The sequence below is a fragment of the Photobacterium piscicola genome (assembly GCF_900166965.1).
Lineage (GTDB): Bacteria > Pseudomonadota > Gammaproteobacteria > Enterobacterales > Vibrionaceae > Photobacterium > Photobacterium piscicola.
The window spans coordinates 447772-463933 of the sequence record NZ_FUZI01000003.1; the positions used below are offsets into that span (position 1 = coordinate 447772).

The window sequence follows — 16162 nt, forward strand, 5'->3', positions numbered from 1 at the left end:
TGATATACAACTAAACAACTGTTTATTAAGAAGACCGCCTGAAATTATAATTTATAATTAAAACAACCATAACTAAAATAGAACGTCATTATTCCTATCTTTAAGAAATGGGCTCGAAAAATCACACGATCTCCTCCTCAAAAAAGCACCTTTTACTCTATCTTTAAATAACAAGATTTAATTACGCCACCGTTAATACACGATCATAATGATAAAATAGAGTATCGACTATGACACAACATTCATTCGTTAGATTCATATTCACAACTTGCACCTTCCTTTGTTCGATAGCCGTTACAGCCACAGAATCCAATACGGAAACACAGTATTTGCAAGGCAAAGAAAAATCAGTGGTATGTATGACGTGTCATGGTGTTGATGGCATTTCTACCATTGATACCTACCCTAATCTTCAAGGCCAAAAACAAGCGTATTTTGTCGCAGCATTGAAAGCTTATAAATTACGTCAACGTAATGACGGGTTAGCCATTCTTATGCATGCACAGGCTGACGTATTAAGTGAACAAGATATGCTAGATATTGCGTATTATTTTAATCACGTTAAATCAAAATCTACAAACGATAATAATTAGTAACCATATATCAATAGCAACATAGCGCGATTAATTTAACAAATTGTTTTTTGACAAATAACACAGTCAAAGGTTTTAAGAATGGATATTCAATACAATTATAAAGTTGTTAAATACTTCATGGTTACTAGTGTTATCTGGGGACTAATAGCCATGACGATAGGCGTTATTCTTGCAGGACAACTTTATTGGCCCGCGCTCAATTTAAACTCAGAGTATTTTCAATTCGGTCGCCTACGACCATTACATACCAACGGGGTTATTTTTGGTTTTGTGGTGAATATTTTAATGGGTACTTCGCTTTATATCGTTCAACGAACCTGTAAAGTGCCATTATTTAACCACTGCCTGTCTTGGTTTGTTTACTATGGTTGGCAACTTATATTAATCCTTGCTGTTATTACGCTACCACTTGGTTTTACTACCTCAAAAGAATATGCCGAACTTGAATGGCCAATTGATATTTTAATTGCAGTTGTTTGGGTTCTGTATGCCATTTTATTTTTTGGCACCATCGCCAAAAGAACCGTGGCACATATATTTGTCGCCAACTGGTTTTATGGCGCTTTTATTTTAGTTATTGCGATGATTTTTATCGTCAATAATCTTGAATTGCCCGTAACCTTCTGGAAATCATATTCAATTTATTCTGGCGCTGAAGATGCAATCGTACAATGGTGGTGGGGGCATAATGCCGTTGGCTTCCTTCTGACCGCTGGTATTATTGGAATGAACTACTACTTCATTCCTAAAATATCCGACCGCCCAATCTACTCTTACCGTTTGTCTATTATTCACTTTTGGGGCCTAGTCGGATTTTATACATGGGCCGGTACACACCATCTTATTTATTCTTCTGTTCCTGATTGGCTACAAAATCTTGGGATCGTAATGTCACTTATTTTATGGCTCCCCTCTTGGGGTGGTGCATTTAATAGCATTATGACCTTACTCAGTAACAAACCTAAGCTCAAGCATGATTACATTATGTGGTTCTTTTTCTCCGCCATTATCTATTATGCCCTTGCCACATTTGAAGGCCCATTACTGGCTATTCGTTGGTTTAATATGATTGCGCACAACACTGACTGGATCATCGGTCATGTGCATTCTGCGGCTCTAGGTTGGGTGGGCATGTCTGCCATTGCGGTTTTTTATTATTTTATTCCCCGCCTTTGGGGCCACCAGCAATTATGGTCGAATCGCTTAGTTAAATGGCATTTTTGGTTTGCACATATAGGAATTCTTATTTACGCAGTAGCATTGTGGATCGCTGGCATTGGTCAAGGTTATATGTGGTTACAACAAGAGCCAAATGGCAGCTTAACTTATAGTTTTGTAGATGCAATGAACTTTTCCTCACCATGGATGTTGGCGCGTTTCATCGGTGGTGTCAGCTTTGTATTTGGGTTAGTACTAATGATATATAACCTTTATCGCACCCTAAAACAGCCATTAACAACCCCATCCTCAACTGAGGAGATCAATGAACATGCTTAATAAAGATTTCACACAATCGGTGTTTATCTTAATTATTTCCACCGTCATTGTTGCCAGTATTTCTTTTCTTGTTTGGGTGCTACCCGCATTCTTTTATCAAGACAAACTAATTGCAGAATCCAGTGCTAAACCACTGACTGCATTAGAGGTTGAAGGTCGCGATATCTATATCAGTGAGGGCTGCCACACCTGTCATACCATGATGGTGCGCCCCTTAGATGCAGAAATAAAACGTTATGGCCGCTATAGCCGAGAAAGCGATGATATTTATGAATTTCCTAATTTATGGGGATCTAAACGTACCGGCCCTGATCTCACCAATCTTGGACGCAAATACTCTGATCAATGGCATGCTATACACCTCAATAATCCACGTGATGTTGTACCCACCTCTATCATGCCCGCCTATCCTTGGTTATTTGAACAGGTGCTAGATGGAGAAGATGCAGAAGCAAAACTCAAAGCATTACACATATTAGGTGTGCCTTATAATGATAAAGAAATACAACAAGCACGCCTTGCCGTTAAAGGTCATACCAAAGCTGAGGCACTGATTGCTTATTTACAAAGTCTAGGACACGAGCAGGGAGTACAGCAATGAACACTTTCTGGAGCAATTGGGTTACATTATTGACCTTACTGTTTTTAATTTTTATGCTCATCGTCGTGGTGTATTATTGGCGAAAAAATCATACTGCAGATAAAGATAAAACAGTTGATAGTTTTGATAACATTCAAGAAAACGATGCTGCTGTTCCTAAGTTATTATTGTTCTCTTATGGCATTGCATTTCTATTCGCTGCTATATTTTTAGTGTTTTACCCTGGACTTGGTAACTGGCAAGGCTTAATGGCATGGAAATCAACCAGTGAAGCTACTCAGCCTCATGCGACTGATTTAGAAGCACAAATCATACAAGCAAAACTCAACGACAGTTCATATCTGCAATTGAGCCAAGACGATACCATAGTAACCACGGGTAAAGCCCTGTTTCAAACCCATTGTGCCGCTTGTCATTTGAGTGAAGCGGAAGGTCAAACCCACTTTCCTAACTTAACTGATGATGTGTGGCTTTATGGCGGTACAGATAAAGATATTTATCACTCCATTACTCAAGGCCGTAATGGTGTTATGGCGGGTTGGAAAACTCTTCTATCTGCTGAAGATATCAATCATGTCGCCACTTATATTGCCTCGTTACAAGCTGATCGTATTCTTTCAGCATCAAGTTTTGCATTACAGCAAGGTAAAACTGTCTTTAATAAAAACTGTACCAGTTGTCACGGTAGTGATGCAAAAGGCAATCAATTACTAGGTGCACCCAATTTAACCGATAATATCTGGTTACATAATGGCAGTATTGAGGGCATTACGCATACCATAAACAATGGTCTTAATAATGTTATGCCAGCCTTTGCCCAGCAACTTTCTGATGCTGAAATTCAAGCATTAGGCGCCTATCTACGTCATCAAAATACTGTTCGTAAAACCGAAATTGCCCAATTAAACAAAGAGCAAATTACTCAAGGACAATATCTCGCTTACGCTGGAGACTGCGTTGCTTGTCATACTGGTGAAGGTGGCGAATTATTTGGTGGCGGATTAGGTTTTGTTACTCCATTTGGTACATTGTATTCCACTAATATTTCATCGCACCCTGAATTTGGAATTGGTGATTACACATATACTGAGTTTTATGATGCTCTGCATAAAGGTAAAGGCAAACACGGCTATCTTTATCCTGCAATGCCCTACTCTTCTTATCAATACATCACTGATGCTGATACCAAAGCATTGTGGGTATACATGCAATCACTCGATTATGTGAATACTCGTAATTTAGATAACCAAATGATGTTTCCAAGTAATATTCGCTTAGGCTTATTAGGTTGGAATATCGCATTTCTTGATACCGACCCATTACAATATCCAGCCAACAGCACTGAAACTTGGCGTCGGGGTAAATATTTAACCATGAGCTTAGGTCACTGTTCTGAGTGCCACACACCACGAAATATTGCTCAAGCGTTAATTGCCGATAAGCTCTTTCAAGGTAATTTAATTGATGGTTGGATGGCTCCTGATATTACCGCAACCGAGCTTTATCAAGATCGCTGGGATGTAAATTCACTGACTGATTTTCTTAAAACAGGCCATTCCGAAAAAGGCACCGCATTTGGTGGTATGGCGGAAGTGGTAAAAAACAGTACCCGCTATTTAACCCGTGAAGATGTCAGTGCTATTGCGGAATACCTTATTACAGGCGACAAATATAACGTATTAGATAAATCGGTTGGTCAAATTACACCACCAGGCTTTGGTGATTTAACACCAGCACAAATAAATATTCAGAATCCTAATTTAGCTGAAGGTTCTGCCGATCAACAAACTAAAGATCAACAATTATATGGGCTGTACATTCAAACCTGTGGTGCTTGTCATGGTCCAGATGGTAAAGGTCGCGAAGGTATTGCACCAGCACTGCTTAATAATGGCATCATCATGCATAAAGATCCGTATGACACTATTGCCGTTACTATTCGAGGCTTAATGCCAAACTTCTTAGAACAAGAAATAGATTTTATGCCAATGAGTAGTTTTAACACCGTTTTAAATGATGCTGATTTGGCTCAATTAATTACATTTGTACGTCAAAAATTAGGGGGAAGAAATATCCCTGTGACAGAAAAAGAGGTAACTAAAATTCGTCAAGATCTTATCAAAGCAGGATTTGCAGGCAATATTCATAATATGACCCAACCGATAAATGAGGCTCCTGAATAACGAAACAATATGCAACAATAACGAAATAAGCATACGCTAACTGATTGAAACTATAATCAGTTAGCTGAGCTGCTGTATTTTAAACCTATTACACAATTTAGCATTATTTTTTATTGCTTGTGAGAAATATCTAGGTATAGTCAAGACTAATCCTTTGAGTAGAGGCGCGCTGCCTAAAAGTATTCGGTTGGAGGGAGATCCCCAATGAGAGCCGAAGAAAGGAGTCAGCGCCGAAGTAATTATTGAGTCATCAATAATCGCTGGTTCTGTATTTAATAAGTACAGAACTGCCATAGTTATGTTGTCTATGGAGCGCTACCCTAAGGGATAAGAAGTATTATTTCTAAAGAAATCTGTTTCTCTATCCTTTCGGTAGATCTCCACCTTATTATAGGTGTTTAAGAGATCCATGAATTTAGTTCAATATTCTGATTCATTATTATCAGTAGTTCCCGCACTACTGGCAGTTATTCTTGCAATTACTACCCGCCGCGTATTGTTATCTTTAGGCGTGGGCATTGTTGCAGGATCAATCCTTCTAAATAATTTCAACCCACTCGCAGCACTACAATATCTTTTACATCAAATTCTTGGCTTAGTTTGGGCTGATGGTGCGATCAATACCAGTAACGTTAACATGTTATTATTTATGTTATTACTCGGTGGTTTGATTAGCTTAATGACCGCAACAGGCGCAACCAAGGCATTTGCTGAATGGGGTGTTCGTCGCTGTAAAGATCGTCGCAGTGCCAATATCTTAACGGGTATGATGGTATTTGCCTTTTTTATTGATGACTTCTTCCACAGCTTATCTGTTGGACCTATTTGTCGCCCCGTAACTGACCGTTTTCAAATTTCACGTGCAAAATTAGCTTACCTGTTAGATTCAACCGCAGCACCTGTATGTGTTATTACCCCTATTTCATCGTGGGGCGCCTATATCATTGCGATCCTTGGTGGTATTTTGGTGACCAACGATATTACTGAAACGAGTCCGATTTCATTATTCGTACAGATGATTCCAATGAATCTGTATGCTGTGTTTACCTTATTAATGGTGCTTGTGGTTATCACGTTCCAACTTGATATTGGTCCAATGCGTAAGCACGAAGAGCGCGCACGTGACGGCCAACTTTGGGATGAATCAAAAGGTCACCCAAAAGGGCTAGAAATCACCACAGAAGGTGAAGGTAATGGCACCATGATTGATATGGTCTTACCGATTCTTACTCTGACTGTTTCTAGCGTTGTGTTTATGATCATCAGTGGCGCAGAAGTTTTAGCCGCTAAAGGTCTGGCATTTAGCTTAATTGGCTCAATCGAGCATACAGATGTAGGTTCATCATTAGTGTATGCCGCATTATGTAGTCTTGTAGTATCCATTGTGTTAGCACTGCGCTTAAAGTTGCCACTAAAGACATGGTTAACAGCTGCACCTCAAGGTGTTCAAGCGATGATGCCAGCAATTATCATTCTGTTATTTGCATGGACAATTGGTACTGTTGTCAGCGATATGGAAACTGGCCAATACTTAGCATCATTAACAAAATATGGCCTACCTGTTGAGTTACTGCCTGCATTAGTGTTCTTACTTTCATGTGGTATGTCTTTTGCGACCGGCACTAGTTGGGGTACATTTGGTATCATGCTGCCATTGGCAGGTGATATGGCGATTGCAAGTGATGTTAACTTATTAATGCCTATGCTATCAGCAGTATTAGCAGGTTCTGTCTTTGGTGATCACAGTTCACCGATTTCAAGCACCAGTATTTTGTCAGCAACAGGTGCAGGCAGTCATCACATGGATCACGTTATGACGCAGTTACCTTACGCATTAACTGTCGCTTTCGGTGCTTTCCTTGGCTACCTTGCAATGGGTATAACAGGCTCAACCATTATCGGTATTGCAGTAAGTTCAGTCTGGTTCATCGGTTGTTGTGTCTACCATGTGCGCCAAGATAAGAAACAACAACTCGTTGTAGCGACACAAACTCATTAACAACAACCGCTATTAACGATAATCCTCGTTCGTTTTCGTGCTTATTTGATTTATTCTATAGCACTAAACCGCGGGGATTTTTTTGATCAGGAGAGAAATAATGGAATATTTACACACTATGGTACGTGTCAGTGATTTAGATGCCTCACTGGACTTTTACTGCAATAAATTAGGGTTAGTTGAAACAAATAGAAAAGAAAGTGAACGTGGGCGTTTTACATTAGTATTTTTAGCCGCACCCGCTCAAGTACAAACGGCGGCTCAAACACAATCGCCATTATTAGAATTAACCTACAATTGGGATGCTGAAGCCTATACTGGCGGCCGTAATTTTGGTCATCTTGCATTTCGTGTTGATGATATTTATCAATTATGCCAACACTTACAAGACAGCGGCGTGACGATTAATCGCCCACCCCGTGATGGTCATATGGCTTTTGTCCGTTCGCCTGATGGTATTTCAATTGAATTACTGCAAAAAGGTGAGCCGTTATCCCCTGCTGAACCGTGGGTTTCACAAGCTAACATTGGTGAATGGTAACCATTAATCAATGCTGCCACAGGCATATCCCGTATTCCTGTGGCGATCATTGATTAGCATAACTATTTATAAAACAACGATACCTAAATTACCTAATAGTTGCTCTTGTTGCCAATCACAAATTTGAGCCCCTTCCAAAGACACTCGGCGAACATCAACATTATCAAGATCAACATGGCATAGGTTAGCTTCATTAAATATCGCTTGTTGCCATTGCTCACTTGAAAATTCACCACGGCTTAAATCAGAACCTTTAAATGACACGCCGATTAAATTAGCGCCACGCCAACGGTTTTCAAATAGCTCACATTTTTCAAGCATCACACTTTCTAAGTTGGCATAGCTCAAATCACATCCAGAAATAAATGCCGAACAAAAAAAAGAATTATGCGTAATGTAATTAGCAAAAGACGCATAATGGAAATCAGCACCTTTAAGATTACATTGGTGCAATTCAATACCAAAGCATTGTGCGTTACGAAAATTTGCCATCGCTAAATTACAACCTTTAAAACTGGCATCTTTTAATTTCGTATAAGCAAAACTGCAACCGTCAGTCTCTCCTGCTTCAATAAAGCTACAATCAATAAAACAAGCATCGGTTAAATTTGCACGTGAAAAATCACAGCGAAAAAACTGACATTGTTCAAAGGTTGCTTCACTTAAATCTTGATGGGAAAAGACTTCGCCATCGAATTGTTTTTTTGCAACATGCATCAATTATTACTCTATTAATGTCTAAAAACAGCCCTATATTAATAACAAAAAACCATTAATTACCAGTAAAAACAGTGAACTAATAAATATTTTTTTACATTAGCTTAAATAGCTAAATCTCGCGTTTTTAAGGGGTGCTAGTCATGTTATTTAAAATAAAATGCATGAACGTTTATTGTTTTTATTAACGCCTAACAAAGGCGCTATTAGGGTGTTATAAATAGACATAAAAAAACAGCCGCTGGTATTGATCAATAATCAATAGCAGCAGCTGTTTTTTCATTAGAGGTTGCGGTTAAATAATAACCACACGCTATAAATGATTAGGCACATCACAATTTGAAGCAGCGCCAACTTTCTTGTTTACTGATTCAACAGTGTAAGTGTTTTTTAAACTACGGAAAACTTTAGCGGTATAAACGTCATGATTTTCGATTGAAAATGTAACGTTGTAATTCATACCAGCAACAACTTGTTGAGTAACATGAATAACATTTTTTAACTGATGATCACCAGCAATGTCTTTTACTGCGGCTTGTGCTGCAGCCGTTACTTCAGGTGTGATTTCACCTTGTTGCCAGCCACCAGGAATTGCGTGAGTATAGTCACAGCCCGTTTGCATATTTGCCTCGTTAGTCGTTTTAACATCTTGTGCACTACACGCCACTAACGCTAATGAACCCAAAGCAACAACCAGAAGTTTCTTATTCATGACTTTTCCTATTTATAGTAGACATCTCTATAACAACATAAAAACAGTGTTCATTGCAAATAAAATTGAAAAAAAAGCTTAATTTGCAACTTTACACTACATATTTCCGATAAGATTGCTGATTAATATCTTCAATCTCCACACTAATGGCAATATCAGAATGAAACATAGAAGCGACATTATGCAATATCAATTCAGATAACATATCTTTCTGCTGTTCAGAACGGCCGGGTAAAATACGTAATGTAATATGCACAAATGGCTTGGCTGTTGTTCCCGTTCGATAAATCTCATAAGGAACAAGGCGAGTTTTTATGTCTTCTTCTTCAAAAATACCTGAACTAAAAATAGAAAAATGCGCGGTAGTCATTAATTCATTTAAATCAATGTCGTTTTCTAAATCCTTGGCATATTCCACGATACAATGTGGCATATTGTTACTCCCTCTTTAGTACAGCTAATATTTTGTAACACTAGCGCTGAATAAATATCATAACCACTTAATATCGCTAATATTAGTTTACCAAATTAGATTTTAGTCACTAATGTATCAATCTGTGAGCAATGCCAAATTATCACCTTGTGAGATTACAAACGAAATCAAGAATAACAGCTAAAAATTATCTTTATTTCGACTGTAATATACGAACAAACTATAGTATTAATTTACAGTAGATGAATTCGCAGCCTTTGTTGCTTGAGCTGGCGTCATTTGACCAAATAACGTATCCATCATAAAACCAATTCGTTTGCTCGCATTACCAAATTTATTAGGGTTAGCGGTGTAAGGTACCTTAAACTTAATATCACCAACTCTTTGACCACCTTGGTATGCTTTTATCTCCGCATCTTTTAAATACAAAGCAAGATCCCAGCCCCAATGCCCTTCATATTCAATCGTTAATTTATTCAAATCATGCTTTGAATTATCAGGGGAAATAATGTACGAATAGTTATTATCTTGAAGCCAAACTTTTATTGTATCGAGAAATCCAGCACGAGTATCATTATCCTGAACAATAACAACCTCTGGTTTAATATTTGTTATTGGCACAGAACTACCAGTATAACGAGGTGAACCACAACCAATTAATGTTAAAGAAATAGTGGAAAGTAATAATATTTTTTTCATCTAATAAGTCTTATTAATTAATACATTATTAAAAATAGGCCGCAATTAAAGCCCGTAAAGATCTAGACAAGATTATCCTCATACGCAACTTGTTTTAGTTAAAATAAATAATGTATCTCTTTAATCTTGGACAGCCATATATTTTAGTTCTTAAAAAACGATCTTAAAAAATAATTTATTCCACTAGCAATAAACTCTCGAATCTAAAATTTACGACTTATTATTTGAATTATCCGTTAAATCAATTCTCTTTCTATATTTCAGGATCAACAAAGCCCACAATCCTAACGGTTATTGCGGTATTTGCATTCGATTATAAAAACTATGTCTAATTAGGGTGTAACTGATGACTCGCTAACTTTCCTTTACACCAATGTCCACCAATACGTTGTTTAAAAGCACACATTCGGGACCATCTACCGCTTACATTGGCATAATGTTCCATAAATTGTTCACTGTGCTCAAGCCAAGCATCTGCTGTTATTCCCATTTGCTGTAAAATCTTGGGTTGATTAGGTGCAATAAAGCCTTTTTTATCATTTCGAATACACCGACCAGTCCAATCAATTAGTTCTAGGTAATCGGCAAAAGCAAAGTTTATCCCTGCGGTTTTAGCTTGATGTTCTCCGCCAACAAAGGGTAATAATTGGAAATGACTTTTGTTTGATGAGGATGGTTTAAAGGGAGTTTTCGTTTGATTATATTCACGAATACGCTGCTGAATTGAGGTAAAATCTGATTGCTCTAGTGACGGTGTAACGCCCGCCCTTATCGGGTTTAAATCAACGTACATCATACATGATAATAACGCTTGTTCGTCGAGTAATGCTTGAGACTTAAACCGCCCTTCCCAAAATGCACCTTTGCATTGATCTTCTTTATTGGCTTTTCGCGCAATTTCTTCATTCAAACAACGCATAAACCAGCTAATACTACCCAATCGTTGCTGCCATTCAGCCACTAAATTTGATAATGCTTGTTGTTTATCAGAGTCAATTTGACCCTCTTTTAAAAATTCGACCGCAATAGGATGACCATTAAATAACTGTAACCAGCGAGATATTACCGCTTCTGGAGTTAACTTTTGCTGCTGCTCGGTATCTATTTTAAGCACTAAATGATAATGGTTACTCATTACAGCATAAGCACAAACATCAATACAAAACACAGAAGCTAATTGTTTGATTTTATTTACTATCCAACCTCGACGGTGTTGATAGTTTTTACCGTTATACGGGTCATCCCCACACAAATAGGCACGACGTACACAGCGATTAATCACATGATAAAAAGGTGTAATTTGAGGCTCTATCAATTTCCGTCTTGAGATTGTCATTCGTTCCACCATAAGCAACTTGAAGCTTAACTATAGTAGCTCATGGTTGATGTGCAAGGTTATGGCTGTCCATTATTCTTTTTTATTCTTTCACTTAACTGCGAATCTTTACCTAAGCTACATTGATCCCTTTTTTCACTACTCTTGCTGGATTACCTACAACAACCGTATTGTCAGGTACGTCTTTTGTCACAACACTCCCAGCACCGACAACAGCACCATCGCCAATACTTACACCTGGTAAAACAACCACATTAGCGCCAATCCAAACTTTATTACCTATATTAATTGGTTTAGCAAACTCTTCATAGGTATAGCGAGTTGCAGCATCAAGTGGGTGTCCAGCTGTGCATAATGTAACATTTGGGCCTATCATTACATAATCACCAATAATGACCTTGCCACAGTCTAAAATGACACCGTTGGTATTCATATAGAAGTTTTTACCGACTTTTATGTTATAGCCATAATCGCAAAAAAAATGACCGTTTAACTGAGTCGTCTCATCTGAACAACCAAACAGTCTTTGAATCAAAAGATTTTTTTCATCGACTTCAAAGCATGTGCTTATTTGATGGCATAATTTAGCGGCCTTAAGTCTATCTTCAGGTAACCCTTCTGAGTCTGGATTATACAGTTCTCCACTAATATGACTCTTCGCTCTGTTACTCAATACTTTCATTTATATACCTAGATTACTGAAGGCAGTCCAAAAAACTAACAACTTATTATACGGCTAACTTACTCAAATTTATTTTTAAACACGCGCCCATACCCCTTCGTCATAATCTAACAAGCACTATAAATCAGATGATGTTTTACTTTGAAAGCCCGATTGTAATCAAAAAATCGGGCTCCTATCGTTTAGTTTCAATTTTTACTAACTACAGTTGCTATACATATTTACAAACAGTAATTAAACTATCTTAACGCCCGTAGCCATTAAACGTTCTGGAGTTAATAACACGCTTTCAGATTCATCATCCATTTCAGCACATAACAACATGCACTCTGATGTTTCACCGCGCATCTTGGCTTTGGCTAGATTACATAGTACTACCACTTGCTTACCCAATAATTGCTCTTCGGTGTAGTAAGGCACTAAACTAGTGACGGTTTGAAGCTTAGTTTCACCCACTTCAATTTGAACAATATACAATTTATCGGCATTGTCATGCCGAACAACATCAATAATTTTACCCACACGAATATCTAATTTAGCGAAATCTGCGTACGAAATAGTGTCCATGGAATCTCCTTTGTATTTAATACTCAATTAAGTTCATTATTAATCGTGGTATATATACCCTTTATGTTAACGTTTACACTACCAATTAAATATTGATTTACAAAGAATATCATTTCAAATTAGTTAGCTATATCACACAGTTAAATTGCGTTATTTACACAAGCGTAGTTTAATAGCTTCAACAGTAAAGAGGTGATCATGGCAACAATCAAAGATGTGGCGAAACTCGCCGAAGTATCTGTCGCAACCGTATCTAGGGTGATCAATAAATCACCAAAAGCAAGTCAAGCTGCTATTACCGCAGTAACACAAGCAATGCAGGCGCTGGGTTATCGTCCCAATGCTAATGCTCGTGCGTTAGTCAGCCAATCAACCAATACTATTGGCGTGTTAGTGGGTGATGTTTCTGATCCTTTCTTTGGCGCGATGATCAAATCGATCGACAATATTGCTCGCCAACACAATAAGCATTTATTGATAGGTAATGGCTACCATAATGCTGACAGTGAGCGTGATGTTATTGAACTATTGATCAATAGCCGCTGTGATACGTTAATTATTCACAGTAAAAGTTTATCTAATGATGAATTAATCGCTTACGCGCAAGAAGTGCCGGGAATGGTGCTTATTAACCGCTTTATTCCTGAGATAGCTGATCGCTGTATTGCGCTTGATAACCACCGAGGATCATATCTAGCGACAGAGCTATTAATTAAACATGGCCACCAGCATATTGGTTATATTTGTTCCAATCATGATATTGAAGATACTGAGCAGCGCAAGCAAGGCTATCTAGATGCTTTACAAGCACATCAGCTGGCTGCACCACAAAGCTATATTGAATATGGCACACCAGATGAAGATGGTGGTGAGATCGCAATGACTAACCTACTCGCCAAAAATCAACCAATAACGGCGATTGCGGCTTATAACGATTATATGGCAGCGGGATGCTTATCTGTACTTGAAGGTAATGGTTTAACGGTACCAAATCAGATGTCTTTAATTGGCTTTGACGATGGCTTAATTGCAAAGTATCTGCATCCTAAACTAACAACTGTCCGCTATCCCATTCAGATCATGGCAGAACAAGCAACGCAATTGGCTTTTCAATTAGCGGCGGCGGCAAAACAATCAACATCGAATACCACAAAATCTGATTCAAGTATTACGCATATGTTTGTGCCAACCTTAGTCAAACGTTTATCAGTAATGAGTCCTCAATAATTTTCGTTTGACTGAATTTCTATATGCCCACTATATAACCGCATCAGTGACACTGTCACTGATGCGGCTATTATCTAGCAGCACTACTTTAGAACGTAAACACTTTATCAGCTGCAAGTGTCCACTCTGCTAAATCATCCAATGTTGCAATTACAACATCTTCAATTAATGGTAATGCTGTTAATCCGCGTGCGGCGCAGCATGTTTTACACAATTTAACTTCACCACCTTGGGCTAGAACAATCTCAACCATTTGTTGAATATCATACCCTTCTGTTGGGGCTTGTTTTGCTAGTGCACAGGTGACAGCATCAGACATTAAAAAAACTTTCACAGCAACAGGCTCAGCGTCTTGTTCATTTAGTTTTATGGCCAATCGCAGTGCATTAAACGGACGCTCAGCTCCATAAGGAGCATCATTAATTATTATCAATATGGTTTGCATTGTTTTCCTATCCCTATCTGATTTTTCGACTTCTGTTTTACCATGAAATCCATCGTCAGTAGTCATTTATGAATGTAAACCGCACCTAATGTCTATTTTTTATTCTCTAGCGGTATTTTTTGTAATTTTAAACTTTTAACTGCAGCAATAATTTGGCACATTAACGCCCTTAACGTGTAATTGTATGTTAAATGCAATTGCCATAACCTAATTGTCATCTACAGTGAGCATTTAATGAGCCATCGCCTCCAACTAACTTCTGCCCCATCAGTGTTGTTTTTGTTTGGCTTATCAGGTGCAGGAAAATCATTTGTCGGTGACGTTATTGGCGCTCATCATGAATGGTTTGTTTACCATGCAGATGATGATCTTACTGATGAAATGCGTCAGGTTATTGCCGAGAAGCAGCCGTTTACAGAAGAAATGCGTGACCAATTTTTTAGCCGTATTGTTGATAAAATTCACTACTATCGTGCTATTTATCCACGTCTGGTGATCACTCAAGGGGCATATAAGAAAAAACACCGCGATTACATTCGCCAGTATGTTGATAATATTGATCTGATTTATGTAACCACATCAGATAAGTTAATTCACCAACGCTTAGAATACCGAACTAATGGTATTTCTAATGCTAGTGCTGAGGCGATTAAACATATTTTTGAAATTCCCGATGATAGTGTTAAGAAATTACACAATATCGATGGTAAAGATGAAATTATTCAGCAACTTAATGCGTTTTATAATAAGTAACCACCAATAAAAACGCCCACAGTATTAACTAAATATAGTTTTCACACTGTGAGCGTTATTGATAATGACTTAATGACTATCGAAACCGATAACAAGTTAGATGACGATACTGCGCATTTGGGCGTAGTATCGAATTATTATTCGGCCATTGTGGGTGATTTGGTGAATCTGGCAAAAATTGGGTTTCTAACGCAAAACCACTGTAATCAGCATACTCTCCCCCAACTCGATTAGGGCACCCAGCTAAAAAATTGCCTGTGTATAATTGCATTGCCGGTTTAGTGGTTAATACATCCATCGTTAATGAATGATCAGCAGCAATGACCGTTGCACAAGCAGTGATGGCACGATGCACATCAGAGCGTAATATAAACGCATGATCATACCCTTTGGCTTGCCGTTGATCATTATCCACTAACCAATCTTGATTTATCAATTTTGGCTCGCGAAAATCAAAACTTGTTGCTTCAACCCTCTTAAATTCATCCTGCGGGATCCCGCTTGAATCCGTCGGTAAATAATGATCGGCATTGATCATTAACTGATGTGATAAGCAATCTTTGCCATTATCAGCCCCGAGCAAATTAAAATAGCCATGATTGGTAAGGTTAACCACGGTGGGCTTATCCGTTTCAGCACTGTATCGAATATTTAATTCGTTATTTTCAGTCAGAGTATAAGTAACAATGACCTGTAAATTCCCCGGGAAACCCATATCACCATCCGCAGATAACAAACTAAATTGCACTTCGGTGGCATTCACTTGCTGCATCTGCCAGCGACGATGACTAAAACCACTTTCGCCGCCATGCAAACAATTACCATTTTGATTAATTGATAGTTGGTAATCTTCACCGTCTAAGTTAAATTTACCTGCAGCAATACGGTTAGCATAACGCCCAACGGTTACGCCTAAATAGGCTTGCTGCTGATAAAAGTCATTCAAGGTACTTACCCCTAACAACACTTCTCGATATTGGGTTTGGTGATCCACGATGACAGGTACACAACAACTAAGCCATGTAGCACCAATATCCATTAACGTAACTGACATACCGCGTTGATTAACAAGGGTGATCAGTTTTGCAGGTAACCCATCAGTTGCCATATCAACAGTCATGGATTGATGTAAGGTAATAGCGTGTTGAGGTAAATGAGTTAACATATTCAATCG

The 16162-nt window shown here is 38.3% G+C and carries 17 protein-coding genes and 1 riboswitch; of the genes, 8 read left to right on the forward strand and 9 right to left on the reverse strand.

Going from position 1 to position 16162, the window contains the following annotated elements; translation table 11 throughout:
• Positions 1 to 230: 230 nt before the first annotated feature.
• The 6 genes from CZ809_RS11000 (at position 231) to CZ809_RS11025 (ending at position 7417) form a co-directional block, all read left to right on the forward strand.
• Positions 231 to 593 (forward strand): c-type cytochrome, encoded by a 363-nt coding sequence (locus CZ809_RS11000; RefSeq protein ID WP_080157677.1) that lies wholly within the window; start codon positions 231 to 233, stop codon positions 591 to 593.
• Positions 594 to 674: 81 nt separating this feature from the next.
• Positions 675 to 2093 (forward strand): cytochrome-c oxidase, cbb3-type subunit I, encoded by a 1419-nt coding sequence (ccoN, locus tag CZ809_RS11005; RefSeq protein WP_080157678.1) that lies wholly within the window; start codon positions 675 to 677, stop codon positions 2091 to 2093.
• Positions 2086 to 2694, forward strand: coding sequence for a cytochrome-c oxidase, cbb3-type subunit II (gene ccoO, locus CZ809_RS11010; protein WP_080157779.1), 609 nt, complete (start codon positions 2086 to 2088; stop codon positions 2692 to 2694). Before ccoN ends, ccoO begins: the two co-directional genes overlap by 8 nt.
• A complete protein-coding gene (gene ccoP, locus CZ809_RS11015; protein ID WP_080157679.1) occupies positions 2691 to 4877 on the forward strand; it encodes a cytochrome-c oxidase, cbb3-type subunit III in 2187 nt (728 codons plus the stop codon). The genes ccoO and ccoP overlap by 4 nt, the downstream gene beginning before the upstream one ends.
• Before the next feature lie 151 nt (positions 4878 to 5028).
• A riboswitch (Lysine riboswitch) is annotated at positions 5029 to 5203 on the forward strand.
• Between the two features lie 83 nt (positions 5204 to 5286).
• Positions 5287 to 6876: a Na+/H+ antiporter NhaC family protein gene (locus CZ809_RS11020; protein WP_080157680.1), complete on the forward strand. Its 1590-nt coding sequence runs from the start codon at positions 5287 to 5289 to the stop codon at positions 6874 to 6876.
• A gap of 100 nt (positions 6877 to 6976) precedes the next feature.
• A complete protein-coding gene (locus CZ809_RS11025) occupies positions 6977 to 7417 on the forward strand; it encodes a VOC family protein (RefSeq protein ID WP_080157681.1) in 441 nt (146 codons plus the stop codon).
• A gap of 66 nt (positions 7418 to 7483) precedes the next feature.
• On the opposite strand, the gene CZ809_RS11030 is transcribed toward CZ809_RS11025, so the two are convergent.
• From CZ809_RS11030 to CZ809_RS11060, 7 genes are all read right to left on the reverse strand, one after another.
• Positions 7484 to 8134: a Qnr family pentapeptide repeat protein gene (locus tag CZ809_RS11030; protein ID WP_080157682.1), complete on the reverse strand. Its 651-nt coding sequence runs from the start codon at positions 8132 to 8134 to the stop codon at positions 7484 to 7486.
• A gap of 313 nt (positions 8135 to 8447) precedes the next feature.
• Positions 8448 to 8846, reverse strand: coding sequence for a cystatin domain-containing protein (locus CZ809_RS11035; RefSeq protein ID WP_080157683.1), 399 nt, complete (start codon positions 8844 to 8846; stop codon positions 8448 to 8450).
• 91 nt (positions 8847 to 8937) lie between these two features.
• Positions 8938 to 9279: a 5-carboxymethyl-2-hydroxymuconate Delta-isomerase gene (locus tag CZ809_RS11040; RefSeq protein ID WP_080157684.1), complete on the reverse strand. Its 342-nt coding sequence runs from the start codon at positions 9277 to 9279 to the stop codon at positions 8938 to 8940.
• Positions 9280 to 9507: 228 nt separating this feature from the next.
• Complete coding sequence (locus tag CZ809_RS11045; protein WP_080157685.1) at positions 9508 to 9978, reverse strand: Sbal_3080 family lipoprotein; 471 nt, start codon at positions 9976 to 9978, stop codon at positions 9508 to 9510.
• Between the two features lie 328 nt (positions 9979 to 10306).
• Entirely contained in the window at positions 10307 to 11314 is a 1008-nt protein-coding gene (locus CZ809_RS11050; protein WP_080157686.1) for a transposase, read from the reverse strand.
• A gap of 112 nt (positions 11315 to 11426) precedes the next feature.
• Entirely contained in the window at positions 11427 to 11996 is a 570-nt protein-coding gene (locus CZ809_RS11055) for a sugar O-acetyltransferase (RefSeq protein ID WP_080157687.1), read from the reverse strand.
• Positions 11997 to 12230: 234 nt separating this feature from the next.
• Complete coding sequence (locus CZ809_RS11060; RefSeq protein ID WP_080157688.1) at positions 12231 to 12563, reverse strand: tRNA-binding protein; 333 nt, start codon at positions 12561 to 12563, stop codon at positions 12231 to 12233.
• A 198-nt stretch (positions 12564 to 12761) separates the two neighbouring features.
• Between CZ809_RS11060 and CZ809_RS11065 the strand changes: the two genes are divergently transcribed.
• Positions 12762 to 13790, forward strand: coding sequence for a substrate-binding domain-containing protein (locus CZ809_RS11065; RefSeq protein ID WP_080157689.1), 1029 nt, complete (start codon positions 12762 to 12764; stop codon positions 13788 to 13790).
• Positions 13791 to 13878: 88 nt separating this feature from the next.
• On the opposite strand, the gene CZ809_RS11070 is transcribed toward CZ809_RS11065, so the two are convergent.
• The gene (locus tag CZ809_RS11070) at positions 13879 to 14235 is read right to left on the reverse strand and encodes a DsrE/DsrF/TusD sulfur relay family protein (protein WP_080157690.1); all 357 of its coding nucleotides are present in this window, start codon (positions 14233 to 14235) and stop codon (positions 13879 to 13881) included.
• Positions 14236 to 14469: 234 nt separating this feature from the next.
• On the opposite strand from CZ809_RS11070, the gene CZ809_RS11075 reads away from it, so the two are divergent.
• Positions 14470 to 14988, forward strand: a complete 519-nt coding sequence (locus CZ809_RS11075; RefSeq protein ID WP_080157691.1) for a shikimate kinase — start codon at positions 14470 to 14472, stop codon at positions 14986 to 14988.
• Positions 14989 to 15064: 76 nt separating this feature from the next.
• Here the strand turns inward: CZ809_RS11075 and galM are convergent, their stop codons facing one another.
• On the reverse strand, positions 15065 to 16153 hold the full coding sequence (gene galM, locus CZ809_RS11080; RefSeq protein WP_080157692.1) for a galactose-1-epimerase: 1089 nt from the start codon (positions 16151 to 16153) through the stop codon (positions 15065 to 15067).
• Positions 16154 to 16162 lie beyond the last annotated feature (9 nt).

Excerpts from the sequence above, each read along its gene's own strand:
- CZ809_RS11035 (WP_080157683.1), bottom strand. The coding sequence starts at position 8,846 with ATGAATAAGAAACTTCTGGTTGTTGCTTTGGGTTCATTAGCGTTAGTG.
- CZ809_RS11055 (WP_080157687.1), bottom strand. The coding sequence starts at position 11,996 with ATGAAAGTATTGAGTAACAGAGCGAAGAGTCATATTAGTGGAGAACTG.
- ccoO (WP_080157779.1), top strand. The coding sequence starts at position 2,086 with ATGCTTAATAAAGATTTCACACAATCGGTGTTTATCTTAATTATTTCC.
- CZ809_RS11020 (WP_080157680.1), top strand. The coding sequence starts at position 5,287 with ATGAATTTAGTTCAATATTCTGATTCATTATTATCAGTAGTTCCCGCA.
- CZ809_RS11025 (WP_080157681.1), top strand. The coding sequence starts at position 6,977 with ATGGAATATTTACACACTATGGTACGTGTCAGTGATTTAGATGCCTCA.
- galM (WP_080157692.1), bottom strand. The coding sequence starts at position 16,153 with ATGTTAACTCATTTACCTCAACACGCTATTACCTTACATCAATCCATG.
- ccoN (WP_080157678.1), top strand. The coding sequence starts at position 675 with ATGGATATTCAATACAATTATAAAGTTGTTAAATACTTCATGGTTACT.
- CZ809_RS11030 (WP_080157682.1), bottom strand. The coding sequence starts at position 8,134 with ATGCATGTTGCAAAAAAACAATTCGATGGCGAAGTCTTTTCCCATCAA.
- CZ809_RS11040 (WP_080157684.1), bottom strand. The coding sequence starts at position 9,279 with ATGCCACATTGTATCGTGGAATATGCCAAGGATTTAGAAAACGACATT.
- CZ809_RS11045 (WP_080157685.1), bottom strand. The coding sequence starts at position 9,978 with ATGAAAAAAATATTATTACTTTCCACTATTTCTTTAACATTAATTGGT.
- CZ809_RS11000 (WP_080157677.1), top strand. The coding sequence starts at position 231 with ATGACACAACATTCATTCGTTAGATTCATATTCACAACTTGCACCTTC.
- ccoP (WP_080157679.1), top strand. The coding sequence starts at position 2,691 with ATGAACACTTTCTGGAGCAATTGGGTTACATTATTGACCTTACTGTTT.
- CZ809_RS11075 (WP_080157691.1), top strand. The coding sequence starts at position 14,470 with ATGAGCCATCGCCTCCAACTAACTTCTGCCCCATCAGTGTTGTTTTTG.
- CZ809_RS11065 (WP_080157689.1), top strand. The coding sequence starts at position 12,762 with ATGGCAACAATCAAAGATGTGGCGAAACTCGCCGAAGTATCTGTCGCA.
- CZ809_RS11070 (WP_080157690.1), bottom strand. The coding sequence starts at position 14,235 with ATGCAAACCATATTGATAATAATTAATGATGCTCCTTATGGAGCTGAG.
- CZ809_RS11060 (WP_080157688.1), bottom strand. The coding sequence starts at position 12,563 with ATGGACACTATTTCGTACGCAGATTTCGCTAAATTAGATATTCGTGTG.
- CZ809_RS11050 (WP_080157686.1), bottom strand. The coding sequence starts at position 11,314 with ATGACAATCTCAAGACGGAAATTGATAGAGCCTCAAATTACACCTTTT.